Origin of the sequence: Aminomonas paucivorans DSM 12260 (assembly GCF_000165795.1) — a bacterium.
In the GTDB taxonomy this organism is placed as follows: Bacteria; Synergistota; Synergistia; order Synergistales; family Synergistaceae; genus Aminomonas; species Aminomonas paucivorans.
The window spans coordinates 1,671,689-1,696,298 of sequence record NZ_CM001022.1 but is presented as its reverse complement, the minus strand read 5'-3'; the positions used below and the strand labels follow the sequence as shown (position 1 = coordinate 1,696,298).

Genomic DNA, 24,610 nt, shown 5'->3' with positions numbered 1-24,610 from the left:
CGTGTCCCTCCTGACCCGAGCCCCGGCGTTCGCCGTCCTGTGCGGCTGGATCGGCGCCCTCTCGGCGGTTCGCCTGGGGGTTTCCCCGATTGCGGCCGCCGCGGCGGGGGGGCTGTGCACCGCGGCGGTGCTCCTTCTGGGAGAAGGGGCTTTCCCCGCCCCGGGGAGCCTGCCCCCGGCGGTCCTGATCCTTCTCGTCTCCTTCCTGGGGTCCTGGTGGGTCGCCGCCCGGTTGGTCCAAGCCCCGGAACTGCCCCGGCGCCTGGACGAAACGGGGCGGGTCCTCCTGGAACGTTCCTGGGGGTCTTCCCGGGTGGCCCTCATGGGGTTCCCCTCCGGCCGTTTTCTCGTGGCCCTTCCCTGGGGGACCGGGGCGATGGAAGGGCAGATGTATCGGGTGCGGGGCGGACCTCGTCCTTTTCGGTCTTCCGATTCCCTTCGGGGGTTCGACGAGGAGGCCTACTGGCGATGCCGGGGGGCGCAGGGGGTCCTGGACGCGGCGCTTCTGGAGTTCCGCTCTCCCCCGTCCGGGTGGGTCGCCTGGAGAAACGGCGTCCGATCCGCCCTGCTGCTGAACCTCCCCTCCCCGGTTCGGGGGTACCTCCTGGCGGCCTGGCTGGGCCGAAGGGACCCGGACCTGGCGAGGCAGCACGCCCGATGGGGGACCTCCCATATCCTGGCGGTCTCGGGGTTTCACGTGGCTCTGGTGGTGGGGATCCTCCACCTCCTCCTGCGCCGGGTCCCGGGGAGGCTGCTCTGGGAGAGCCTCTTCCTGTGGGGCTACGTGCTCCTGGCGGGGGCCGCCGCCAGCGCCCTTCGTGCGGGGGCCATGATCCAGGTGGTGCTGCTGGGGGGTGCCCTGGGGCGTCCCTCCCGGGCCTTCCACTCCCTTTGCGTTGCGGCGTTGCTCCTCCTGGCCCTGAACCCCTGGCTCTTCACGGATCTGGGTTTCCGCCTCTCCGTCCTCTCCGTGCTGGTGCTCTCCTCCTGGAGCGGGCTTCCCCGTCCCTTCCTCCCCTTGGCGGGTCCCCTGGTGTGGCTGGTCACGGCTCCCCTGGTGACCTGGGCCTTCGGCACGGTCCCCGTGGCGGGGCTGGCGGTGAACCTGCTGGCTTTACCCTTCTTCGCCCTGTTCTTCCCCCTGGTCTCCCTCTTGTCCCTTCCCGCCCTTGCGGGTCTTCCCGGGAGCGCCCTGCTCGCCTTTCCCGGAGAGCTGATGGCGGAGGCCTTTGCGCTCGTGGCGGACGGGATCTGTCGGATCCTGCCCTGGCAGGTTCCCTTTTCCCCCCTCCTGGCAAGCCTGGCGGCGGGAGCGGCGGCCTTCGGGGCCCTTCGCGCCTCCTCCTGCTCCGTCCCTCGGGCGATTCTGGCGGCCCTGGGCCTTGCGGGAGGGGTCCTGGCCTGGTCCGTGCGGGTCCTCGCGGGGGTGTAGAATGGGGCCCATGATCGGCAGGCCAGCCGAAAAGGAAGAGGAGGGAACCCCTTGCTCCTGGTGGTGGATATCGGCAACACGAACACGGTGATCGGGGTCTTTCGGGAGGCGGAACTCCTGGGGCATTGGCGTCTGGTCTCGGAGCGGCGCACCGCCGACGAGCTGGGGCTGCTGCTGCTGAACCTGCTCCGCTCCCGGGATTGGACCCCCCGGGACTTCGGCGGAGCCATCCTCTCCAGCGTGGTCCCGTCCCTGGAGGAACCCTGGAAAGAGGCCCTGTCCCGTTACGGTTCCCTGGATCCCCTGGTGGTGTCCACGGCCCTGGACCTGGGCATGGAGGTGCGCTACGGGGTGCCCCAGGAAGTGGGGGCGGATCGGCTGGTGAACGCCGTGGCAGGGGTGGCGGAGTACGGATGCCCCCTGGCTCTGGTAGATCTGGGCACCGCCATCACCCTGGACGTGGTGGACCGGGACGGGGCCTACCTGGGGGGGGCCATTGCCCCGGGACTGGTGGTGAGCATGGAAACCCTTTTCTCCCGGACCGCGAAGCTGCCCCAGGTGAGCCTGGAGGCTCCCAAGAGCGTCATCGGCAGGTCCACCCTGGAGTCCATCCGTTCGGGCATCGTCTACGGCTACGCAGGGCTCATCGACGCCCTGGTGGAGCGGGTGTTCGACGAACTGGGAACCCGTTGTCCCGTGGTGGCCACGGGAGGACACGCGGCGATCCTGGCGAAGCATTCCCGCACCCTCCTGCACGTCGACCCCTGGCTGACCCTCAAGGGGCTTCGGCTCCTCCACCAGCGCAACGCCTCCCGATGATCCCTCCGTCTTTTCCCGCTTCCTTTCCCCGCTCCCTGGGGGGGGTGGAGGTGGACAACCCGGTCTGGCTGGCCCCCCTGGCGGGGATCACCGTCCCGGCCCTGCGGCGGTTCCACCGGCGCCTGGGGGCGGGGCTGGCCCACACGGAGATGGTGAGCGCCCTGGGCCTTGCCTATCGTGGGAAGAAGACCCGAGAACTCCTGACGGTCCTGGAGGGGGAGGGCCCCCTGGCCGCGCAGCTCTTCGGGCCCGATGCCCCCTCCCTGGCGGAAGGGGCCCGGTTGACCCTGGCCGTCCACCCCTTCCAGGCCCTGGAGATCAACATGGCCTGTCCCATGCCCAAGGTGGCCCGGAAGGGTGCGGGAGCGGCCCTGCTGGAGCGGCCCGACGAGGCTGTGCGGGCGGTGCGCAGCTGCGCCGCCCTGGGGGTTCCCCTGTGGGTCAAGGTGCGCCTGCTCCCGGGAGGGGCGGCGACCGCCACGGCCCGGTTCTGCGAGGCTCTCCTGGATGCGGGGGCGGCGTTCCTCCTGGTCCACGGCCGCACCCCGGGACAGCGCTACGAAGGCACCGCCGACCGGGACGCCGTCTGTGCCCTGGCCCGGCTCTACCCGGGACTCCTGGGGGCCTCGGGGGACCTCTTCACCCCCGAGGACGCTCGGGCGTACCTGGAGGGGGGGTGCGCCTCCGTCCTGGTGGCTCGGGGGCTCCTCAAGGACCCTCTCCTGGTGCCCCGCATCCTGGAGGAGCTGGGGTTTCCCCTCCCCCTGGGAGGAGAAGGCCGCCGGAATCCCCGGGAGGCCCTGCTGGAGCTGGGGGACGATCTGTTTCTCCGGGAGGGGGAACGCACCGCCCTCCTTTTGGCCAAACGCATGGTGGCGGGGTGGTTCCGGGGGGGGCACGGCGCGGCGGAACGGCGCCACCGGGCGGTGCTCACCCGGGATTGGGCCTCCCTGCGAAAGCAGATCCAGGAATGGCCGGACCGGGAAGAACTGGACCGACCTCCCCGCATTGAAGGATAATGTACTCTGTCCCCTTCCGGGGAATGGTGCGACACACGATCGAAAGGAGACCCGCCCGCAATGGTCGACGAAATGTTGGAACCCGCCCAGATGCCCGAGGAGGAGATCTTCCGCCAGAGGAAGGACAAGCTCGCCCGGCTGCGCACCGAGGAGGGGTACGACCCCTACCTGGTGGATCGGTTTGACCGGAAGCACACCCTGGGATACGTTCGCTCCGCCTTCGAGGGGCTTCAGGCGGACGAAGGGGGAGAGGAGACCATCGTCACCGCCGGTCGGGTGATGACCCTCCGGCGCCACGGCAAGGCGGCCTTCGCCACCCTGGAGGACGAGCACCATCGCCTCCAGATGTACTTCCAGTTCGACGAGCTGGGGGAGAAGGCCTACACGTTCTTCAAGAAGTGGGTGGACACGGGAGACCTCCTGGGGGTGGCCGGACGTCCCTTCCGCACCCAGAGGGGGGAGCTTTCCCTGAAGGTGTCCCAGTTCACCCTCCTCTCCAAGGCCCTGCGCCCCCTGCCGGAAAAGTGGCACGGCCTGAAGGACCAGGAGGTGCGTTACCGGCAGCGCTACGTGGACCTCATCGCCAACCCGGAGGTGCGGGACACCTTCCGCAAGCGCACCCGGATCATCCAGACCTTCCGCCGGGTCCTGGAGGCCCACGACACCCTGGAGGTGGGCACCCCCATCCTCTCCCCCCTGGCGGGGGGGGCCAATGCCCGTCCCTTCGTCACCTTCCACAACGCCCTGGGGATTCCCATGTACCTGCGTATCGCCACGGAGCTGTACCTGAAGCGCCTCATCGTGGGGATGTTCGGCCGGGTCTACGAGATCGGTCCCAACTTCCGCAACGAGGGCATCGACCTGAAGCACAACCCGGAGTTCACCGCCATGGAGGTCTACTGGTCCTACGCCAACTACGAGGACATGATGGACCTCTGCGAGGAGATCCTGGTGGCCTGCGCCGACGAGGTGGGGTCTCGGACGGTGACCTACCAGGGCACGGAGATCTCCTTCGAGCCTCCCTTCCGGCGGGCCTCCATGATGGACCTGGTGAAGGAGCACACGGGCATCGACTTCGATGCCCTGTCGGACCAGGAAGCCCGGGACCTGGCGCTGAAGAACAAGGTGGTTTCGGAGCTGAAGGGCTACGAGACCAAGTACCATCTCCTGCCGGAGTTCTTTGACGCCTACGTGGAGGACAAGCTGATCCAGCCCACCTTCGTCATGGGACACCCCACGGTGATCTCCCCTCTGTCGAAGCGCAACGCCGCCAACCCGGACATCACCGACCGCTTCGAGCTGTTCATCAACGGGTCCGAGGTGGCCAACGCCTTCAGCGAGCTCAACGACCCCCTGGACCAGCGGGAGCGCTTCCTGGACCAGGTGAAGCAGAAGGAGGCGGGGGACGAAGAGGCCCACGTGTTCGACGAGGACTTCGTCAACGCCCTGGAGTACGGCCTTCCCCCCACGGGGGGCATGGGCATCGGCATCGACCGGCTGGTGATGCTCCTCACCGACTCCCGGTCCATCCGGGACGTCATCCTGTTCCCCACCATGAGGCCTCGGGCCTAGGAACCATGGCCTCGGGAACTCCCCTCCCGGACCGGGACGCCGCGGCGTCCCGGATCCGGGAGCTGACGGAACAGATCCGCCTCCACGACCACCGCTACTACGTCCTGGACGATCCGGTTCTCCCCGACGACGCCTACGACGCGCTGCTGCGGGAGCTTCGCTCCCTCGAGCGGGCCCATCCGGACCTGGCGGACCCCGATTCTCCCACCGGCCGGGTGGGGGGCTCCCCCAAGGAGGAGTTCCGCAAGGTGACCCACCCGGTGCCCCTGCAGAGCCTGGACAACGCCCTGGACCGGGAGGAGCTGGCGGCGTTCCTCCAGCGTCTCCGGCAGGGGCTGGGACGGGAGGAGGTCCCGGTGGTCTGCGAGCCCAAGATCGACGGGCTGGCGGTGACCCTGCGCTATCGGGACGGACGGTTCGTCCAGGGGGCCACCCGGGGGGACGGCCGAGTGGGGGAGGACGTGACGGAGAACCTCCGGACCCTGCGTTCCCTTCCCCTGCGGCTCGCGCTCCCCGTCCCCGGGGAACTGGAGGTGCGGGGGGAGGTCTTCATGGCCCGGGGGGACTTCGGGGAACTCAACGTCCGGCGGGAGGAGGAGGGGGAACCCCCCTTCGCCAACCCCCGCAACGCCGCCGCGGGGGCGTTGCGTCAGCTGGATCCCCGGATCACCGCGCAGAGGCGCCTTCGCCTCTTCCTCTACCACGTGGTGGACCCCCTCGCCCGGGGGATCACCACCCAGGGAGCCCTGCTGGAATGGCTCCGGGAAGTGGGCTTCCCCACCCAGGGAGAGTGGGCACGCTGCACCTCCCCGGGGGAGATCGGCACGTTCCTGGACCGGTGGGATCAGAAGCGGCACGAACACCTGGCCCAGACCGACGGGGTGGTGGTGAAGCTGGACGATCTGGCCGCCCGGGAGACGCTGGGCAGCACCAACCGGGCGCCCCGCTGGGCCATCGCCTTCAAGTACCCCCCGGAGGAGCGGCCCACCCGGGTTCGGGACATCGAGATCTCCGTGGGGCGCACGGGGGTGCTCACCCCCACGGCGGTGCTGGAGCCGGTGCGTCTTTCCGGCACGGTGGTGCAGCGGGCGAGCCTGCACAACCCCGACGAGGTGGCCCGCAAGGACGTGCGGATCGGGGATCGGGTCTTCGTGCGCAAGGCCGGGGAGATCATCCCGGAGGTGGTGCGGGTGGACCGGGAAGCCCGAGACGGCAGCGAGAGCCCCTTCGTCCCCCCCTCCGCCTGTCCCGCCTGCGGCTCCGAGGCGGTGCGTCTGGAGGGGGAGGTGGCCCTGCGGTGTCCCAACCGCTCCTGTCCCGCCCAGCTCAAGGAAGGCCTGCGGCACTTCGCCTCCCGGGGGGGGCTGGACATCCGGGGCCTGGGGGAGAAGCTCCTGGAGCAGGCGGTGGACGTGGGCCTGGTGCGGGACGCGGCGGATCTCTTCCTGGTTACGGAGGACGCCTGGGCGGCCCTGGATCGCATGGGAGCCGCCTCCGCCCGCAACCTGAAGGAAGCCCTGGAGGTCGCCAAGGACCGCCCCTTACGAAAGCTGCTCTTCGCCCTGGGGATCCGCAACGTGGGGGATCGCCTGGCGGCGGATCTGGCGGGGCGCTTCGGATCTCTCGAGGCCCTGGAAGCCTGCTCGGAGGAGGCCCTGGCCGCGGTGGAGGGCGTCGGCCCCGTGGTGGCCGCGGCGGTGCGGGCCTTTTTCCGGGACGGACACAACCGGGAGACCCTCCGGCGTCTTCGGGAGGCGGGGGTCCGGATGGAGGATCCGCAGGAGGAGAAGGCCCCCGGAGGCCTTCCCTGGGCGGGGTGGAAGCTGGTCTTCACGGGGGAACTGGAGTCCTGTCCCCGGGAGGCGGCTCAGGAGGCAGCCCGAGCCCGGGGCGCCCAGACCGGGGAGAGCGTGAGCCGCAAGACCACTGCCGTGGTGGCGGGGGCCCGGGCGGGAAGCAAGCTGGAGAAGGCCCGAAAGCTGGGGATCCCCGTATGGGACGAGGCCCGTTTCCTGGAGCTGCTGCGGGAGGCGGAAGAGACGCGGGAGGGCGACGCCCCTTTCCCGAAGACCCTGGAGGAGGGGACAAGGCCGTGAAGGTGAACGAGGCGGAGGTGCGGCACGTGGCTTCCCTGGCGAAGATACGGGTGGAGGAGCGGGAGATCGGACCGCTGGTGGAGCATTTCCGCCGGATCGGGGAGCATTTCCTCAAGCTGGAATCCCTGGACGTGCAGGACACGGACCCCTTCGGGCTTCTGGAGGACGCTCCCGCACCCCTGCGGGAGGATGAGGTCCGGAACTGGGAAGGCCGCGAGGCGGTCCTGGAGGGAGCCCCTCGAAGGGAGGGGGACTTCTTCCGGGTGCCCCGCATCGGCGGGGGGGCGGCGTGATGGACCTGCACGAACTGTCGGCGTGGCAGGTGGCTCAGGGCTTGGCGGCAAAGCGGTTTTCCGCCCTGGAGGTGACCCGGGCCTGCCTGGATCGGATCCGCTCCCTGGACGGGCGGGTGAAGGCCTGTCTGACGGTGCTGGAGGATCGGGCTCTGGAAAAGGCTCGGGAGGTGGACGGGGCCCTGGCCCGGGGAGAGGACCCGGGGCTTTTGTCCGGAGTCCCCGTGCTGGTGAAAGACAACCTGTGCACCGTGGGAACCCGGACCACCTGCGGTTCCCGCATCCTGGGAGACTGGGAGCCCCCCTACGACGCCACGGCGGTGCGTCTCCTGAAGGAGGCGGGGGCGATCCTTCTGGGAAAGACCAACATGGACGAGTTCGCCATGGGAAGCTCCACGGAACACTCCGCCTTCGGTCCCACCCGCAATCCCTGGGATCCGGAGCGGGTTCCCGGGGGCAGCTCCGGGGGCAGCGCCGCCGGGGTGGCGGCGGGATTCGCTCCCCTGGCCCTGGGGAGCGACACGGGGGGATCCATCCGCCAGCCCGCGGCGTTCTGCGGGATCCAGGGGCTCAAGCCCACCTATGGTCTGGTGAGCCGCTACGGCCTGGTGGCCTACGCCTCCTCCCTGGATCAGGTGGGCCCCCTGGCCCGGGAGGTGGGGGACCTGGCCCTGGGAATGGACGTGATCGCCCGACCGGACCCCCTGGACGCCACTTCCTGTCGGGAGGAGCGTCCCCGTTTCCTGGACGCGGTGCACACGGACAACTTGAAGGGCCTTCGCATCGGCGTTCTGGGAGGGTTCGACGACTCGGCGGTGGAGGAGCCCATCCGCAAGGCCCTGGTGCTGGCGGCACGCTACTGTCAGGATGCGGGAGCCCTGCTTTCGGAGGTCCGCCTTCCCCTGTCCCTGGAATACGGCCTGGCGAGCTACTACATCCTGGCCCCCGCGGAGGCCAGCTCCAACCTGGCCCGGTTTGACGGGGTGCGCTACGGATCCGCCGAGGAGGCTTCCTGCCTGGAGGACCTGTACCTGCGGACCCGCGGGGCGGACTTCGGCCCGGAGGTGAAGCGCCGCATCCTCACGGGGACCTACGCCCTGAGTTCGGGGTACTACGACGCCTTCTACCTGAAGGCCCAGAAGGCCCGACGGGCCATCGTCCGGGAGTTCCGCCAGGTCTTCGGTCAGGTGGACGCCATCCTGACCCCCACCGCTCCCACCCGGGCCTTCCGGCAGGGAGAACACTTGGACGACCCCATCCGCATGTACCTGGGGGATGCCTTCACCCTTCCCGCGAACCTGGCGGGTCTCCCCGCCCTGTCGCTTTGTGCGGGGATCGCCGAGGGACTGCCCACGGCGGTGCAGATCCTGGGGCCCTGGCGCAAGGACCAGCGCCTTGTGCGCATCGGGGTGATGCTGGAGCGGGCCTTCGGGGCTCCCTCCGTCGCCCCCCTGGGAAAGGAGGAATCCCGATGAGCCGCCAAGTGGTCATCGGCCTGGAAGTCCACGTGCAGGTCGCCTCGAAGAGCAAGCTGTTCTGCCCCTGTTCCACGGACTACATCGGAGCTCTGCCCAATACCCACGTGTGTCCCGTCTGCCTGGGCCTGCCCGGCGCCCTGCCGGTGCCCAACCGGGCCGCCGTGGAAGCGGCGGTGCTCACCTCCTTCGGCCTGGGGTGCCGGGTGGCGGGGCGGACCCGCTTCCACCGGAAGAACTACTTCTACCCCGATCTCCCCAAGGCCTACCAGATCAGCCAGTTCGACCTTCCCATCGGACGGGACGGAGAAATGGAGCTTCCCGCCGAAGCGGGGGGGCGGCGGATCCGGATCGAACGCCTCCACCTGGAGGAAGACGCGGGCAAGCTGGTCCACGGGGCCTCCGACGGGAGGCTGGCGGGGTCGGACTTCTCCCTGGTGGACTACAACCGGGGGGGGGTCCCCCTGATGGAGATCGTGTCGCAGCCCGACCTGACCACCCCCCAGGAGGCCCGGGAGTACGTGGTGCGCCTGCGCCAGCTGGTGCGCTACCTGGGGGTCTCGGACGGGGACATGGAAAACGGCTCCCTCCGTGCGGACGCCAACGTCTCCCTCTCCCATCCCGACGGTTCCCTGGGTACCAAGGTGGAGATCAAGAACCTCAATTCCCTGCGCTCCCTGGAGCGGGCCCTGGAATACGAGATTCTCCGGCAGGGGAGGATCCTGGACGAGGGAGGGGCGGTGGTCCAGGAGACCCGTCATTGGGACGACGGGGAAGGGGTGACCCGGTCCTCCCGGGAGAAGGAGGCGGCCCACGACTACCGCTACTTCCCCGATCCGGACCTGCCGCCCCTGGTGGTGGAGGATCGGCGCATCGAGGAGATCCGCCTGTCCCTGCCGGAGCTTCCCTGGGAGAAGCGGCGACGGTTCGAGCAGGACTGGGGGCTGTCCCCGGAGGACGCGGCGGTGCTGGCGGAGCGTCGGGAGGTGGCGGAGTTCTTCGAAGCCTGCGTCGCCCGGGGCGGGGCGCCCAAGTCCGCGTCCCTGTGGGTGCGCATGGACCTGTTGCGCCTTTCCCGGGAAGAGGGGGTGCCCCTGACCTCCCTGCCGGTGCTGCCCGACGACGTGGTGGCCCTGGGGGAACTGACGGAGAGCAAGGAGCTTTCCGCCACCGCCGCGAAGGCGGTGCTGGATCGCATGGTGCGGGACCGGTGTTCCCTGGAGGAGGCGCGAAAGCGCACGGGCATCGGGGGACGCCTTGCCGGGGAGGCCCTGTCCGCCCTGATCCGTCAGGTTCTGGAGGGACAGCAGGAAGTGCTGGAGGAGATCCGTTCCGGAAAGGACAAAAAGGGAGCGAAACTCAAGTTTCTCCAGGGGCTGGTGATGCGGGCCGCCCGTGGCCAGGCGGACCCGCAGGAAGTGGGGACGCTCCTTCAGGACCTGGTCCGTGGGGCTTAATATCGGGGGCGGATTTGACGCCTTCTTCTGAACTGCCGTAAGATAACACTTGTGTTTCAATCCGAACGAAAAGGAGATGTCCCGGTCGTTCGGGGAAAGAATGTTCCTCTAGGAGGCAGGAGTGATGGGGACTAGGAAACCTGAGGATATCCGGACGCTGGCCGTCGTGTCGCACGGTGGGGCAGGGAAGACCTCCCTCACCGAGGCCATGCTTTTCGATACGGGCGCCATCTCCCGGATGGGCAAGGTGGAGGACAAGAACACCGTTTCGGACTTCGATGCGGAGGAGCACAAAAGACAGATTTCCATCAGCACCGCGGTGACGACCCTTTCCCATAAGAGCCGGACGCTGTACGTCCTGGACACCCCGGGTTTCGCGGATTTTCAGGGAGAGCAGGTCTGCGCCCTCCGGGTGGCGGATTCGGCCCTTCTGGTGGTCAGCGGCGTCCACGGGGTAGAGGTCCAGACCCAGCGTGCCTGGGATCAGGCGGAAGACCTGAAGATCCCCGCCCTCTTCTTCGTGAGCAAGATGGACCGAGAGCACGCGGACTTCGAGAAGACCCTTTCGGAGATCCAGGAATCCCTCTCCGACCGGGCCCTGCCCCTGTTTCTTCCCATGGGGCAGGAGGCCTCCTTCAAGGGGCTGGTGGACGTCCTCTCCGGGAAGGCCTACCAGTACAAGGCGGACGGGAGCAAGGCCTTCGAGGAGGTCCCCGTGCCCTCGGACCTGCAGGAACAGGCGCAGAAGGTCCGGGATACCCTGGTGGAGCGGATCGTGGAGGCGGACGACGACCTCATGATGCGCTACCTGGACGGGGAGGAGCTGACCCAGGAGGAGCTCGCCGGAGCCTTGCGCAAGGCCGTGCTGGGCCGGCTGGTCTTTCCGGTCCTTCCCGGGTCCACCACCCTGAACGTGGGGGTGTGCCAGCTTCTGGACGTGGTGGCGGAGGTGCTGCCCTCCCCCCTGGAGATGGCCCCCCGAGCCGCCCTGAAAGGCGAAGGGGCCGAGACGACGGTGGCTCCCGATCCCCAGGCTCCCTTCTATGCCCTCTGCTTCAAGGTCATGGTGGACCCCTATGTGGGCAAGCTCTCCTTCCTTCGGGTCTTTTCCGGGAAGCTCACCAGCGACCAGAACATCCTCAACGTCACTCGGGGGGAGGAGGAGCGTATCAGCTCCTTCCGCCTCATGAAGGGCAAGGACGGGGAGGAGGTCAAGGATATCTGCGTGGGGGACATCCTCACGATCCCCAAGCTGGACAGCACCCAGGTGGGAGACACCCTGAGCGTGAAGGGACAGGAGCTTCGCTTTCCCCCCATCGCCTTCCCCAAGCCCGTGTACAGCGTGGCGGTCACCCCGAAGAGCCGGGCGGACGAGGACAAGCTCGGCAACGCCATGCACAAGGTCCTGGAAGAGGACCGCACCCTGGGCTTCCTGAAGAACCCGGAGACGGGGGATTCAGTCTTCTCCGGCATGGGAGACCTGCACCTGGACATCGTCCTCTCCCGCATCAAGGAACGCTACAAGGTGGAGCTGGACACCCACACCCCGAAGGTCCCTTACCGGGAGACCATCAAGAAGACCGCCAAGGCCCAGGGCAAGTACAAGAAGCAGACCGGGGGACGGGGCCAGTATGGGGATGTGTGGTTCGAGCTTGCTCCCGCCGAGAAGAGCTCCGGGGTCACCTTCCTGGATCGCGTGGTGGGGGGCGTGGTCCCCAAGAACTTCATCCCCGCGGCGGAGAAGGGGCTTCGGGAGGCGGCTGCCAAGGGGGTCCTGGCGGGCTACCCCGCCGTGGACTTCTCCTGCGCCATCTTCGACGGTTCCTACCACGACGTGGACTCCTCGGAAATGGCCTTCAAGATCGCTGCGTCCATGGCCTTCAAGAAGGCCTTCACGGACGCCGCCCCGGTGCTCCAGGAACCCATCATGAACGTGGAGGTCACGGTGCCCGAGGAGTGCCTCGGGGACGTGATGGGGGACTTCAACAGCCGTCGAGGCCGCATCGCCGGGATCGACAGCAACGGGAAACTCCAGGTCGTCAAGGCCCAGTGCCCCCTTTCGGAGCTGTTCCGGTACGCCATCATCCTTCGCTCCATGACCTCCGGGCGGGGCAACTTCACCATGGAGTTCTCCCACTACGAGGAGGTTCCCGCCGAGACGGCGAAGAAGGTCATCGCCGCCGCTGCGGCGGAACGGAAGACGGAGGAGGAGGAGTAGGACTCCCTTGCCGGTTCCGAAGGGCGTAAAACGAAGGGGGCGGTCCCTGTGGGGACCGCCCCCTTTTCGATCCGTTCCGTTTCCTTTCAGGATTTGGTGAAGAAGCGCCGGTCCTCCTGAAAGAACCCGAAAAGGCGGGATTCCGCCTGCTCCGGTTGGAGGTGTTCGTCCTCCAGGACATGGCACCACATGCGCTCCGTCACCCCCGCCACGTAGCGGAGGAACTCCTCGTCCTCCCGGAGGGAGGCCAGGGAGGTCACCCGATCGCGGAAGGCTTCCCAGGCGGGTTCCGTCGGGGAGGTCACGGGTGGGCCCTCCCTAGGCGGAGGCCCGCTTCTTGGTGATGTATTCGTCCATGGCCACGGCGGCGTCCTTGCCCGCCCCCATGGCCAGGATCACCGTGGCGGCCCCGGTGACGATGTCCCCTCCCGCATAGACTCCCGGGACGGAAGTGGCGCCGGTCTTCTCGTCCGCCACGATGTAGCCCCACTTGTTCAGGTTCAGCTCCGGGAAGGTGGAGAGGAGCACCTTGTTGGACCCCTGGCCGATGGCCTCGATGGCCGTGTCCGCCTCGATGACGAACTCGCTGCCCTCTACTGCCACGGGACGGCGGCGGCCCGAGGCGTCGGGCTCGCCCAGCTCCATGCGGATGCACTTCACGCCGCAGAGTTGCCCGTTGCCGTCGTTCATGTACTCCACCGGGTTGGTGAGCCAGTTGAAGACGATGCCCTCCTCCACCGCGTGGTGGTACTCTTCGATCCGGGCGGGGAGTTCCTTCAGGGAGCGCCGATAAACCACCTGGACCTCCTCGGCCCCCAGTCGCTTGGCGGACCGGGCGGCATCCATGGCCACGTTGCCCCCTCCCACCACCACCACCCGCTTGGAGCGCTTCGTGGGGGTGTCGTACCCGGGGAACTCGTAGGCGTGCATCAGGTTGATCCGGGTGAGGTATTCGCTGGCGGAGTAGACCCCGTTGAGGGTGGTTCCGGGGACGCCCTGGAAGTGGGGAGTCCCCGCCCCCACGGCGATGTAGGCCGCATCGAACTGGGCCAGGATCTCCTGCATGGTGAGGGTCTTGCCCACCACCACGTTGGTCTCCACCTGCACCCCCAGGTCCTTCATCGCCTGGATCTCCTTCTGCACGATGCTCTTGGGGAGACGGAACTCGGGGATGCCGTACATGAGCACCCCTCCGGCGGCGTGGAGGGCTTCGTAGATCACCACCTCGTAGCCCTTCTTCGCCAGGTCCCCCGCTACGGTGAGGCCCGCAGGTCCCGAGCCGATCACCGCAACGCGGCCCTTCTTCTCCCCAGGAAGCTGGGGCTTGGCGTCGGAGGTGTGCTCGTACTTCCAGTCCGCCACCAGCCGTTCCAGCTTCCCGATGGCCACAGGCTCGAATCCCGGCACCTTGCCGAGGGTGCAGACCCCCTCGCACTGGGATTCCTGCGGACAGACCCGCCCGCACACCGCCGGGAGGTTGGTGTACTGGCCCATGATCTCCGCGGCCTTGGGCATGTCTCCTTCCGCCACTGCCTTGATGAAACCGGGGATGTCGATGGACACGGGGCAGCCCTTCACACAGGGGGCGGTCTTGCACTGGAGACAGCGCTTGGCCTCGGCGATTCCCTCTTCCAGGGTGTACCCCAGGCAGACCTCCTTGAAGTTGTGGCAGCGTTCCTTCGGGTCCTGCTCCGCGATGGGAGTCTTCTGCTTCGGCGCCATCAAAGCCACGACAGGTCACCCACTTCCTCTGCGTACTTATCGTAGGAAATTTTCTCCTCGTCCCGGTACTGGCGGAGGCGGTTCATAAACTCGCCCCAGTTCACCTTGGCCCCGTCGAACTCCGGACCGTCCACGCAGGCGAACCGGATCTGGTTGTCCACGGTCACCCGGCAGCATCCGCACATCCCCGTGCCGTCGATCATGATGGGGTTGAGGGAGACCCAGACGGGGATCCCCAGTTCCACGGCAGCTTGGGAAGCGAACTTCATCATGATGGAGGGGCCGATGGCCCAGCAACGGTCCACCTTCTCCCCCCGCTGCACCACGGCACGCATGGCGTCGGTGACCACGCCCTTCATGCCCTCGGAGCCGTCGTCGGTGGTGATGATGAGTTCATCGGACCACTGGGCGCACTCGTCCTTCATGATCACCAGGTCGGCGGTGCGGCCTCCCAGGATCGTGATGACCCGGTTCCCCTTCTTTTTCAGGTCCTTGAGGATGGGGAAGAGGGCGGCGATGCCCACCCCGCCGCCTACCATCAGGACGGTGCCGAAGTTCTCCACTTCGCTGGGGGTCCCCAAGGGGCCGGAGATGTCCTGCAGCGCCTGTCCTTCCTTCAGCGCAGCCATGGTGGCAGTGGTCTTGCCCACCACCTGGAAGATCAGGCGAATCTGGCCCTTCTCACGGTCGAAGTCGGCGATGGTGAGGGGGATTCTCTCCCCGTGCTCGTCCGGCTTGACCACCACGAATTGTCCCGGTGCGGCGTGGGACGCGATGCGGGGCGCTTCGACCCAGATGTCATATTCCTTGGGTGCGATGCGTCGTTTGGAAACGATGGCGAACATGCCCAACCCTCCTTGCAGCCTTTGCGGCAATGCGCAATCATATGCCTGAATGAAGGCCCGGTGCCTTCACCGGGGAGATTATAGCCGTTTGTCCCGATTCTCGCATTGGGGTGGGGTGGTTCAACCTTTTGTCTCCACGGGGATCAACGGTCTGGTTTTCCTGGAGAAGGGGGAAACCGTGGTATAATACCCTGCGTGGGTATACCGCAAGAAGAAGGAGGGGTTCCTTTGACGGTGAAGGTCTATTCCACGAAGACGTGCCCGTGGTGCGTGAAGGTCAAGGAGTACCTGGATTCGCTGCACGTGGCCTTCGACGAGGTGGACGTGAGCGCGGATCGCGAAGCGGCCATGGAACTGGTGAAGAAAACCAAGCAGATGGGGGTCCCGGTGACACAGATCGAAGACCGCTTCATCGTGGGGTATGATCCCGGGTCTTTGGAAACCTGCCTTCGCGAAGCGGGGCTTCTCTAGGCGTTCCCGGGAAAAGACAACAGGAGAGGAACGGGCCCCGTTTTTCGGGCCCGTTTCCCCATTTGCGGTTCCTTGAGTATCATGAAGGGGTACCTCATTCGCACGAAGGGAACGAAGGAGGCGAGGGCAATGTTGGCAACGATGACGCTCAAGGGGATGCACTTCCATGCCTTCCACGGAGCTTTGGAGGTGGAGCGCGAACTCGGACAGGTCCTGGAAATCGACTTGAGCCTCGCTTACGATGTGCAGGTTTCCCGCATGACCTCCGAGACCCAGCCCCAGGTGCTGGACGCCACGGTGTTCGAACAGGTCCAGAAGGTCGTCATGAGCACGAAGTACAAGGCCCTGGAAGGGTTGGCCCTGGAAATCGCCCGACGGGTGCTTCAGGTCTTCGAACCGGTCCAGCTTGCCACGGTGGTGATCCGTCGCAAGCAGCTCTTCATTCCCGGTGACATCCGATCTGCCGATGTGGAGCTGACGGTGGACCGGGAGGACCTTTCGGACTTCTGATGCGACGACGGTCATGAACCCTCTCCTTCGTTTTTCCTTCGGGGCTTCCCTGGGGCGGGTGGTGCTCCGTCCCGGGGAGGACCCCTTTGCGCTGTACGAACCCTTGCAGACGGAGGCTCACCGCTGGTATCTGGCAGAGGGGGACGGTTCCGCCGGTTTCGGCTGGGCAGATCTGCCCCTGCGTTCCTGCGACGACGTCCTGGAGGCCGCCGGCTGGCTTCGTTCCTTCGAGGCGGTGGTTCAGGTGGGCATCGGCGGGTCCGCCCTGGGAAACCTGATGCTTCATCAGGCCCTGTTGGGGGATACGGTGAACGAGAGAGGCCCCCTTCGCTTTTACCTGGCGGACAACCCGGACCCCGCAAAGGTGCGGGAGATATGGGATCGGGTGAAGGATCGACGCACCGCTCTGGTGGGGGTGAGCAAGTCCGGTTCCACCGCGGAGACCACCTCCCAGTTCCTCTGGTTCAAGGAACAGATGGAGTGTCGCATCGACGGACCGGTGGGAGATCGAATCCTCCTGGTGACGGACCCGGCGGAAGGGGTCTTCCGGGCCTACGTGAACCAGACCGGGTGTCGAAGCCTGCCCATCCCTTCGGATGTGGGGGGACGCTATTCCGTCCTCTCCCCTTCCGGGCTTCTTTCCGCAGCTGCCCTGGGGGTGGACGTGGAAGCCCTCCTCTGCGGGGCCCGGGAGATGCGCTCCTTCCTGCGGGGGTGCTCGGACAGGAGGATAAACCCTGCCCTGCGGCTGGCGGCGCTGCACCGCTACCACGAGCGCCAGGGGCGCCCCATGGCGGTGTTCTTCCCTTACTCCAGCCGACTGGAGCGGTTTGCGGAGTGGTACGCCCAGCTTTGGGCGGAGAGCCTCGGCAAGGGGGGGCAGGGGACCACCCCCATCCGGGCCCTGGGGGCCATCGACCAGCACTCCCAGGTGCAGTTGTACGTGGACGGACCGGACGACAAGTTTGCCACCTTCCTGCACGTGGGCGGCGAGGAGGATCTCCTCCTCCCGCAGGTGGTGGACGAACCGCTACGGGGGCTGAGCTACCTGGGCGGCCGGGGGCTCGGGGAGATGCTCTCCCGGGAGGCCCGGGCCACCGCCGCCGCGTTGGCGAGCCGGGGGCGCCCTTTGGTCTGGATCGACATGGAGCGATTGGACGCCCGTTCCCTCGGACAGCTGGTCTACTTCTACGAGGTCCTCACCGCGATGGTAGGGCGGATGATGGATCTGAACCCCTTCGACCAGCCCGGCGTGGAACAGGGAAAACGCTACACCTACGGGCTCATGGGGCGAAAGGGATTCGAGGAGCACGCCGTGGAGGCGCAGGAGTGGTTCGCCCGGATCGACGGAGAAACCCTTGAGGGCCCCCTCGGGGAAGACGCGGAGGTGACGGAGTGATCGAAGGGGCCTTGAGGAGCATCGTCGAGGAGGTCCGACCTGAGGCCCTCAAGGGGCAGGTGGCGACCTACATCCCCGAATTGGGCAAACAGAGTCCGGAGCTGTTGGGGGTGGCACAGGTTTCCATGCAGGGGGATCTCTGGGCTGCGGGGGATGCGGAGACTCCCTTCACCATGCAGTCCATTTCCAAGGTGGTCTCCTTGGGGCTGGCTTTGACGGAGTTGGGGGAGGAGAGGGTCTTCTCCCGAGTGGGGGTGGACCCCACGGCGGACCCCTTCAATTCCATCATGCGTCTGGAAATGGTGGCTCCCCACCGTCCCCAGAATCCGCTGATCAACGCGGGGGCCATCGTGACCCTGTCCTTGCTCCCCTACGGGGACGGGGTGGAGAGGTTTCTGGCGGTGCGAGCCTTGGCGCGGCGGCTGCTGGGAAACCCGGACCTGGACGCGGACGAGGCGGTGTACCTTTCGGAAAAGCAGACCAGCGACCGGAATCGAGCGTTGGCCTACTTTCTCCGGAGCGTGGGGGCCCTGGAGGGGGACATCGAGGACCTGCTGGACAGCTATTTCCGGCAGTGCAGCCTCCGGGTCACCGCCAAGGACCTGGCCGTTCTGGGGGTCACCCTCGCTTCCGGGGGCGTGAACCCCTTCACGGGAGAGCGGGTGTTGGCTCCCCGGGTCTGTCGGATCCTTCGGGCCCTCATGGCTACCTGTGGTCTGTACGACGGATCGGGAGAGTTCGCGGTGCGTGTGGGGTTCCCCGCCAAGAGCGGGGTAGGGGGGGGCATCGTGGCCGCCGTTCCCATGAGGTATGGCATCGGGGTCTTCGGCCCCGCGCTGGACCCGAAAGGCAACTCCCTCGGGGGAGTCCGAATCCTGGAACGCCTATCCCAGGAACTCTCCCTCCGGGTGCTGTGAGGGTGTGTTGACAGTTCTGTTTAGGTGATTTGCCATGTCACCTTCCCTTCGGGTGCGGTGATGATCCAGGGATAGGAGGTTGTTCGTTGAACGATCCGCTGCTTCGCGTGGAACAGCTCCACGTCTCCCGGGAGGGGGTGCCCATCCTCCAGGGGGTGAACCTCCAGGCCCAGGCCGGGGAGATCACCGGGGTCCTGGGGCGGAATGGGGCAGGAAAGTCCACCTTGGCTTATGCGCTGATGGGCCTTCCCGCCTACGCTCCTTCCAAAGGGTGCATCCGTTTCGCCGGGGAGGACATCACCGATTGGTCCATCACCGAACGGGCTCAGGGAGGATTGACCCTTGCGTGGCAGCATCCGGCCCGCTACGAAGGGATCACCGTTCGGGACTACCTGAAGCTCTCCGCCTCCGGGGCCGGGGAAGCGGAATTGACCGAATCCCTGGAACTGGTCCAGCTGGCGCCATCCTATCTGGATCGTCTGGTGGACAAGGCCCTTTCCGGGGGGGAACGCAAGCGCATCGAGCTGGCCTCGGTGTACCTGATGCACCCCAAACTGGCCATCCTGGACGAACCGGATTCGGGAGTGGACCTCCTGGCTCTGGGGGATATCCTGAGTCTCTTCCGTCGCCTGGCCCAGGAGGGCAGCGGCGTGCTCATCATCACCCACAGAGAGGACGTGGCATCCCAGTGCCATCGCTCCTACCTCATGTGCCGGGGGCACATCATCCTGGAGGGCAGCGCCGAGGCGGTGAAGCGGTACTTCCTCTCCCAATGCGAACCCTGCGGGGACAATGCCCCCGAGATGTCCGGGGAGGTGGCCAAGCGTGTTTGACGTGGCGGCGGAATACCGAACCCTGGTGGAGATTGCGGAACGCAGCGCCGGAGGCTCCCACCCCTTCGGAGCCCAGGACGTGGTGTCCGTGGTGGTGCATGGCAACCGCATCCTGAGTTCCCACGCCCTGCCTGGCGTGCGCATCGAGGCGACGGAGACGGAGGACGGCATCCGGGCCGTCATCACCCTGGACGAAGGGGTGGTGGTGGAGAAGCCCGTGCACCTGTGCTTCGGCCACCTGGGGACGGAAGGTCGTCAGACCATCGAAACCCACATCCGCCTGGGGGCTCGGGCGAGAGCGGTCTTCCAGGCCCACTGTGTCTTTCCCAATGCCGTGGAGTTTCTCCACGCCATGGAAGGGGACATCGAGCTGGGGGAAGGAGCCTGCTTCACCTATAACGAGGTCCACGTCCACGGCCCGGAGGGGAAAATCACCGTTCGCCCTTCCACGCGGGTGCGCCTGGACCACGGCGCCAGCTATCTGGGAGATTTCACCCTGGTGGAGGGGCGGGTGGGGGACCTCTCCATCGACATCGACGTGGAGGCTGCCGGTTCCAAGAGCCGCGTGGAGATCACCTCCAAGGTCTACGGGAAGTACGACGATCAGTGTCGGGTCCAGGACGTGGTGCGCCTCACCGGGGCGGAGAGCACTGCCCTCATCAAGGCTCGGGTGGTGCTGAAGGACCAGGCTCGAGGGGTCTTTCTGGGAACCATCGACGGCGCCGCTCCTGGAGCTCGGGGGCATGTGGACTGCACGGAGATCGTGCAGGGGGAGGCGGTGGCGGAGGCCTCTCCGGTGGTGCGGGCGTCTCACTCCGAGGCGGAGATCACCCACGAGGCCGCCATCGGCCGCATCGCCGACGATAAGATCGCCGGGCTCATGGCCAAGGGGCTTTCGGAGGACCAGGCGGTAGACGCCATCGTGGCGGGGCTGCTGCGGTAGGAAGCGGTTTGCGGAAAAAGCCCTGAGGGGGCGGGCCGGTGACCGGCCCGCCCCCTCGCGCGTCTAGCACCCCGTTTCCACCCGGTCTGCCACCAGTACCCCCGTGTTTTCCCCCCCGTCCATGTAGGCGGAGAAGGATCCCCTGTAGATTCGCACCGCCGGGTGGGGACCCTCGGCGTAGGGGGCCTCGTCGAACCAGGTCTCGTCGTACAGATTGTGCCTTTCCCCTTCGTAGACGGGCATGTAGAGCACGTTGTCCGTCTCCAGGTCCGCAAAGAAGTGGGTACCGTAAGAGAGTTCGGGCATGTGCCCGGAGCGGGGGATTCCCAGTTCCACGATGCAGGCGCACTGGGTCAGCTCGTTGTACTGCACCGGCACTCCCAGTTCCGGGTTGCTGGAGCCCACTCGCCCCGGGGCCACGAGGACGTAGCGCTGATCCCCCAGGGTCTGGTTCACCAGCCCGATGGCGCGGGCCACGGCGTGGAAATCCGGCTCCACGGAGTAGATCCGGTGGTCTACGTAGACCAGAACCGGGACGTTCTCCAGGACCCCGTCGGTGACCATCCGATCCGCCCGAAGGATGGTCCTTCGCCCGGACAGGTCCGGGATGCGGGCTCCCCCGGCGGCGGAACCCCCGATCCAGAGGGGGCGGCACTGAAGCAGCTCCAGTTCGTCCTCTCGAGGTTCGTAGGCGTACTCGATGTCCGCAGGGACCCCCATGCTCTGTTCCAGGAGAGGGAGCAGAGCCTTCATGCGGGTGAAGAAGGGCTTGCATCGTCGGGGGAAATCCTCGAAGGTGAAGCAGATCTTGGCGAATCGTTCGGGAAGCACCGTGGAGTAGTCCACGGAAGAGAAATACCCCTCGTCTCCGTCGGTTTGGTACAGCTGGGCGTAGATTCCCAGATCGGGGTGCTGGGTCAGAAGATCCCGCCACGTCTGCTTCACGTCCAGGGTGACCAGTTCCCCCCGCTGCCCGTCGATGACCTGGTAGCGTTCCTGGGCATGCTTCATCACCTTGTAGGGGTTGGGCCCCTCGGGGCGCAGCATGGGGTTGGTGAGGGAGAAATTCCGGGCGTAGCCCCGCTTGGTGCTCATGGTCCCCAGACCGAAGACGAAGCGCAGGATGCCGTCCTCCATGCGCACCCGGGTGGTCCATCGGCGCATGTTGCGGGAGTATCCCACCCCTCCCGTGGTGGGGTAGTAGGTGCGTCCCCGCCACCGCCCCGCCATGCGCATCACGATGATCCCCATTTCGTCTTCCCCGAGTCCGTGCTTGGCCCGGTAGCTCAGGGCCGTGGGAAAGTAGATCCGGGAGTAGATGCGCTGGATCTGTTCGCATACCGCCTGGAGCCGCTCCTCCAGCGTGCCCTGGTTGAGCAGGAAGGTGGAGAGGTACTTTCCCGCGAAGGAGTGCTTGATGGAGTCCTCCAGGATGCTGCTGCTGCGGACCACCACGGGGTCGGTCATCCCTTCCAGGTATTCCCGAAGAGCTTCCCGGACGTACCCCGGTAGGACCGTCTGGAGGAAGGCGGATTCCAGTGCCTCCGGGTCTTCCTTTCGGCGAAGCTCCGCGAGGTTCGGGATCTGGGCTGCCACCTCCCGAAAAACCCCCACCCCCAGAAAGCGGGAAGGGGCGATGCGCACGGAGGCCAGGTTCTCGTCTCCGCTGGCCCGGAGTTTGCGGATGGCGAACAGGAGGGAGCGTCCCTTGCCCCCGATGGGGCCTTCTCCCACCAGCCAAGGGGAAAATTCCGGATCCTCCCGGGGGTCCCACGCAAAGTAGCGGTTCAGCGTTTCCTGGTCCTGCATGGCCATCGATCTCCCTTCAGGGGGCGCTTCGTCGGCGCGAAGCGCCGGAAGGAGTTCCCCAGCCGTCGGGCAGGGGGTGGGTTTGGAGAGCGTGCAGCAGGTTTCCCTTGATTTCGGGGATGGAAGTCTCCAGCTCTTTCAGGAGGTGTTTCATTGCCCCTCGCCGTCCTTCCATGCCAAAGGGGCAGGGAGGGGCAGAGGGGATGTATCCCAGTCGCGCGACTTCTGCGGCCACTGCCGACTCCTCCAGAAAGACGAGGGGACGGATGACCCGAATGCCCGATCGGCTCATGGTCATGTGGGGCGAAAAACACCGGAACCTTCCCGCATGGCACAGGTTCAGTAACGTCGTCTCCAGGGCGTCGTCCAGATGGTGCCCCAAAGCCAGGACGTTGTTGCCCGTTTCCTGGGCGCAGGAGGCCAGAATGCCGCGGCGCAGGTGGGCGCAAAGGCTGCACGGATGGGCTTCCTCCCGCTCCTTCAAGATGGGGAAGATGGGGTAGGATCGGGTGACCAAGGGGATGCCTAGGGATGCGGCGAAATCCTGCAGGGAGGGGGGGACGGAGTCCTCTCCATGGGAATCGACGAAACAGGCCTGAAGGTGGAAGGGGACGGGGCTCCTGCGTTGAAGCTCCCGAAGCCCCAAAGCCAGGAGAATGCTGTCCTTGCCCCCGGAGAGGCCCAGGAGGATGCGGTCATGGGGGAGGATCAGGGAAAAGGACTCCACCGCTTGCCCGATGGCTCGTCGAATGCTTCGAGCCAGAGGCGGTCTTTCCTGGCCGGGTTTGGACAACGTCGGGAACCCTCCTTGCGGTTCAACTCCCGGACCGCTTCTGCCGATCCTCTATGAGGGACACGAAGCCAGGAATAGGACGTTCCCGGCAAGAGGAGGTTGGTCTCCAGGATGCCACAGGACGTATGGAACTCGGAGTTGCAGGATGTTCTCGATAAAGCGAGCGTATCGCTGAACTATAGCATAGACCATGTGGTGGAGATTCGTGCGGAGGTTCGCCGTGGGGTGGAGGATCTGGAAAAGGAGCTTGAGACCCTGAAGCTGGAGGTCGTCGAGGTCATCGAAGCCAACGACTCCGTGGGGATCGCCTACCGCAAGGCTCGGGTGAACCTGGCCCAGGCTGCGGAACGCCAGGACAACGCCGCCCAAGCCAAGGCCTACGAAGAAGCGGAACACTACATGAAGCTCAAAGGGAGCTTTGAGGAGCGGGAGCGGAACCTGCGCCGACGAAGGGACGAAGTGGAGCGGGAGAGGGTCCGTCTGGAGCGGATCCTCACCCGCAGCGAGGAGACCATGAGCAAGCTCCGGTTGGCCATGGAGATCCTGAAGAACCGTCTGGAGGATATGAACCAGCTGGGGACGGAAAGGGACTACAAGATGGTGGCCCTGGCGCTTCGATTCGCGGAACAGGAGAACCTTCGCCTGGCTCGGGACATCCATGACGGGCCAGCTCAGCAGTGTTCCGGGGCAATCCTCCTGCTGGATCACATGCAGAAAAACCTCCAGCTTGGCCGTGGGGAACAGGCCTTTCAGGAGGCAGATCGGCTTCGCGAACAGCTGAAGGACGCCCTGGGGGAGTTCCGGACCTTCCTGCTGCGGCTGAAGCCTGTGGGGTTGGATCTGAGTTTGGAGAAGGGCCTTTCCCGTCTTGCAGAAACGCTCAAGGAACGGTACGGGGTGGAGATCGCCGTCACCTTGCAGGGGCGACCGGATTCGCTTCCCTCCATGCTTCGGGTGAATCTCTATCGGATCGTTCAGGAGGCCACCATGAACGCCATCCGCCATGGCCGAGCGCGGAAGGTACAGATCCTGGGCAGCTTCGGAGCGGAGACCGTTTCCCTCAAGGTCGTGGATGACGGCATCGGGTTCGACGTCCACGCGGAACACGTCAAGGCGCAGGAGCGGGGATCCTACGGGCTGACAAACATGGAAGAGAGGGCCCGATTTGCGGGAGGATCCTTTAGAATTGAGAGTGCTCCAGGAAGGGGTACCATCGTTTCACTCTCGGTTCCCGTCGGGGAGGTCTAAGGATGAACACGATTCGCGTGGTGCTGGCGGACGATCACCGGTTGTTTCGGGACGGACTCAAGCGGCTTTTGGAGATGGAAGCGGACATCGAGGTGGTGGGAGAGGCCAAGGACGGCTACGAGGCGGTGGCGGTGGTGAAGCAGCTGCAGCCGCATGTCCTCCTCTTCGACGTGAACATGCCGCGCATGGATGGCGTCCAGGTGGTCAAAGAACTGCACGAAACCTGCCGGAACATCAAGTACGTCGCCATCACCGCCTTTGACGACGAGGACCATCTGGCGGCCCTCTCCTCCGTAGGCATCGACGGGTACGTCCTCAAGGCTTCGGGGCTCGTGGAGCTGCTTTCTGCGGTGCGCTCCGTCACCCGGGGGGAGAACTACGTGGACCCCAAGGTGGCGGGAAAGCTGCTCACCTCCTTCCATCGCCGGAGAGAGGAACGGGACCTGCTGGTGGACCTGACCCCTCGGGAACGGGAGGTCCTCTACTGGCTCTCCCAGGGCTTCAGCAACGCGGAGATTGCCCTCAAGATGGTCCTTTCCGAGAAGACCGTGAAGAACCACGTGAGCCACGTGCTGCGGAAGCTGGAACTCAACGACCGGACCCAGGCGGCGGTGCTGGCCTGGAAGATGGGGCTTGCCCAGCGCTCCGCGGATTCCATCTGCGGAGGGGACGTCGCCCCCTGACGGGGTCGAGAGGGAGAGCACCGACCTCTTGGGGTTTGCTATAGGAGACGAGCGAA

22 protein-coding genes are annotated in these 24,610 nt (G+C 66.3%); 17 read left to right on the top strand and 5 right to left on the bottom strand.

From position 1 onward, the window contains the following. The first annotated feature begins 1 nt into the window (after window position 1). The 9 genes from APAU_RS07985 (at window position 2) to fusA (ending at window position 12,381) form a co-directional block, all read left to right on the top strand. Window positions 2-1,432 carry a ComEC/Rec2 family competence protein gene (locus APAU_RS07985; RefSeq protein ID WP_006301215.1) on the top strand — a complete coding sequence of 477 codons (1,431 nt, stop codon included), beginning with the start codon at window positions 2-4 and terminating at the stop codon, window positions 1,430-1,432. Window positions 1,433-1,483: 51 nt separating this feature from the next. Further along, on the top strand, window positions 1,484-2,251 hold the full coding sequence (locus APAU_RS07980) for a type III pantothenate kinase (RefSeq protein WP_006301214.1): 768 nt from the start codon (window positions 1,484-1,486) through the stop codon (window positions 2,249-2,251). After that, on the top strand, window positions 2,248-3,270 hold the full coding sequence (locus APAU_RS07975) for a tRNA dihydrouridine synthase (RefSeq protein WP_006301213.1): 1,023 nt from the start codon (window positions 2,248-2,250) through the stop codon (window positions 3,268-3,270). The genes APAU_RS07980 and APAU_RS07975 overlap by 4 nt, the downstream gene beginning before the upstream one ends. A gap of 60 nt (window positions 3,271-3,330) precedes the next feature. After that, entirely contained in the window at window positions 3,331-4,842 is a 1,512-nt protein-coding gene (gene lysS, locus APAU_RS07970) for a lysine--tRNA ligase (RefSeq protein ID WP_006301212.1), read from the top strand. A gap of 5 nt (window positions 4,843-4,847) precedes the next feature. After that, window positions 4,848-6,938, top strand: coding sequence for an NAD-dependent DNA ligase LigA (ligA, locus tag APAU_RS07965; protein ID WP_006301203.1), 2,091 nt, complete (start codon window positions 4,848-4,850; stop codon window positions 6,936-6,938). Beyond that, window positions 6,935-7,231, top strand: a complete 297-nt coding sequence (gatC, locus tag APAU_RS07960) for an Asp-tRNA(Asn)/Glu-tRNA(Gln) amidotransferase subunit GatC (protein ID WP_006301202.1) — start codon at window positions 6,935-6,937, stop codon at window positions 7,229-7,231. The genes ligA and gatC overlap by 4 nt, the downstream gene beginning before the upstream one ends. After that, entirely contained in the window at window positions 7,231-8,706 is a 1,476-nt protein-coding gene (gatA, locus tag APAU_RS07955) for an Asp-tRNA(Asn)/Glu-tRNA(Gln) amidotransferase subunit GatA (RefSeq protein ID WP_006301201.1), read from the top strand. The genes gatC and gatA overlap by 1 nt, the downstream gene beginning before the upstream one ends. Continuing rightward, window positions 8,703-10,163, top strand: coding sequence for an Asp-tRNA(Asn)/Glu-tRNA(Gln) amidotransferase subunit GatB (gene gatB, locus APAU_RS07950; RefSeq protein WP_006301200.1), 1,461 nt, complete (start codon window positions 8,703-8,705; stop codon window positions 10,161-10,163). Before gatA ends, gatB begins: the two co-directional genes overlap by 4 nt. A gap of 124 nt (window positions 10,164-10,287) precedes the next feature. After that, complete coding sequence (fusA, locus tag APAU_RS07945; protein WP_006301199.1) at window positions 10,288-12,381, top strand: elongation factor G; 2,094 nt, start codon at window positions 10,288-10,290, stop codon at window positions 12,379-12,381. An 86-nt stretch (window positions 12,382-12,467) separates the two neighbouring features. Here fusA and APAU_RS07940 read toward each other — a convergent pair whose 3' ends face one another. From APAU_RS07940 to APAU_RS07930, 3 genes are read right to left on the bottom strand one after another with little or no spacing between them, the layout of a single operon-like run. Beyond that, window positions 12,468-12,686: a hypothetical protein gene (locus tag APAU_RS07940; protein WP_006301198.1), complete on the bottom strand. Its 219-nt coding sequence runs from the start codon at window positions 12,684-12,686 to the stop codon at window positions 12,468-12,470. Between the two features lie 13 nt (window positions 12,687-12,699). Continuing rightward, the gene (gltA, locus tag APAU_RS07935; protein ID WP_006301197.1) at window positions 12,700-14,103 is read right to left on the bottom strand and encodes an NADPH-dependent glutamate synthase; all 1,404 of its coding nucleotides are present in this window, start codon (window positions 14,101-14,103) and stop codon (window positions 12,700-12,702) included. Further along, window positions 14,103-14,948: a sulfide/dihydroorotate dehydrogenase-like FAD/NAD-binding protein gene (locus APAU_RS07930; protein WP_006301196.1), complete on the bottom strand. Its 846-nt coding sequence runs from the start codon at window positions 14,946-14,948 to the stop codon at window positions 14,103-14,105. Before APAU_RS07930 ends, gltA begins: the two co-directional genes overlap by 1 nt. 228 nt (window positions 14,949-15,176) lie before the next feature. Between APAU_RS07930 and APAU_RS07925 the strand changes: the two genes are divergently transcribed. From APAU_RS07925 to APAU_RS07900, 6 genes are all read left to right on the top strand, one after another. Continuing rightward, window positions 15,177-15,419 carry a glutaredoxin family protein gene (locus tag APAU_RS07925; RefSeq protein WP_006301195.1) on the top strand — a complete coding sequence of 81 codons (243 nt, stop codon included), beginning with the start codon at window positions 15,177-15,179 and terminating at the stop codon, window positions 15,417-15,419. Window positions 15,420-15,548: 129 nt separating this feature from the next. Further along, a complete protein-coding gene (locus tag APAU_RS07920) occupies window positions 15,549-15,929 on the top strand; it encodes a dihydroneopterin aldolase (RefSeq protein ID WP_006301194.1) in 381 nt (126 codons plus the stop codon). Window positions 15,930-15,942: 13 nt separating this feature from the next. Then, entirely contained in the window at window positions 15,943-17,328 is a 1,386-nt protein-coding gene (locus APAU_RS07915) for a hypothetical protein (protein ID WP_006301193.1), read from the top strand. A gap of 11 nt (window positions 17,329-17,339) precedes the next feature. Further along, a complete protein-coding gene (gene glsA, locus APAU_RS07910; RefSeq protein ID WP_232207719.1) occupies window positions 17,340-18,245 on the top strand; it encodes a glutaminase A in 906 nt (301 codons plus the stop codon). A gap of 86 nt (window positions 18,246-18,331) precedes the next feature. Continuing rightward, on the top strand, window positions 18,332-19,078 hold the full coding sequence (locus tag APAU_RS07905; RefSeq protein WP_006301191.1) for an ABC transporter ATP-binding protein: 747 nt from the start codon (window positions 18,332-18,334) through the stop codon (window positions 19,076-19,078). Beyond that, the gene (locus tag APAU_RS07900) at window positions 19,071-20,021 is read left to right on the top strand and encodes a SufB/SufD family protein (RefSeq protein ID WP_006301190.1); all 951 of its coding nucleotides are present in this window, start codon (window positions 19,071-19,073) and stop codon (window positions 20,019-20,021) included. Before APAU_RS07905 ends, APAU_RS07900 begins: the two co-directional genes overlap by 8 nt. Window positions 20,022-20,084: 63 nt before the next feature. Here APAU_RS07900 and APAU_RS07895 read toward each other — a convergent pair whose 3' ends face one another. Together APAU_RS07895 and APAU_RS07890 are read right to left on the bottom strand one after the other, a co-directional pair. Further along, window positions 20,085-21,830, bottom strand: coding sequence for a PEP/pyruvate-binding domain-containing protein (locus APAU_RS07895; RefSeq protein ID WP_006301189.1), 1,746 nt, complete (start codon window positions 21,828-21,830; stop codon window positions 20,085-20,087). A gap of 16 nt (window positions 21,831-21,846) precedes the next feature. Next, window positions 21,847-22,623: a tRNA 2-thiocytidine(32) synthetase TtcA gene (locus APAU_RS07890; RefSeq protein ID WP_006301188.1), complete on the bottom strand. Its 777-nt coding sequence runs from the start codon at window positions 22,621-22,623 to the stop codon at window positions 21,847-21,849. A gap of 111 nt (window positions 22,624-22,734) precedes the next feature. Here APAU_RS07890 and APAU_RS07885 point away from each other — a divergent pair, with 111 nt between their 5' ends. Next, window positions 22,735-23,871, top strand: a complete 1,137-nt coding sequence (locus APAU_RS07885; protein ID WP_006301187.1) for a sensor histidine kinase — start codon at window positions 22,735-22,737, stop codon at window positions 23,869-23,871. A gap of 2 nt (window positions 23,872-23,873) precedes the next feature. Next, window positions 23,874-24,554, top strand: a complete 681-nt coding sequence (locus APAU_RS07880) for a response regulator (RefSeq protein ID WP_006301186.1) — start codon at window positions 23,874-23,876, stop codon at window positions 24,552-24,554. The last annotated feature ends 56 nt before the right edge of the window (window positions 24,555-24,610 follow it).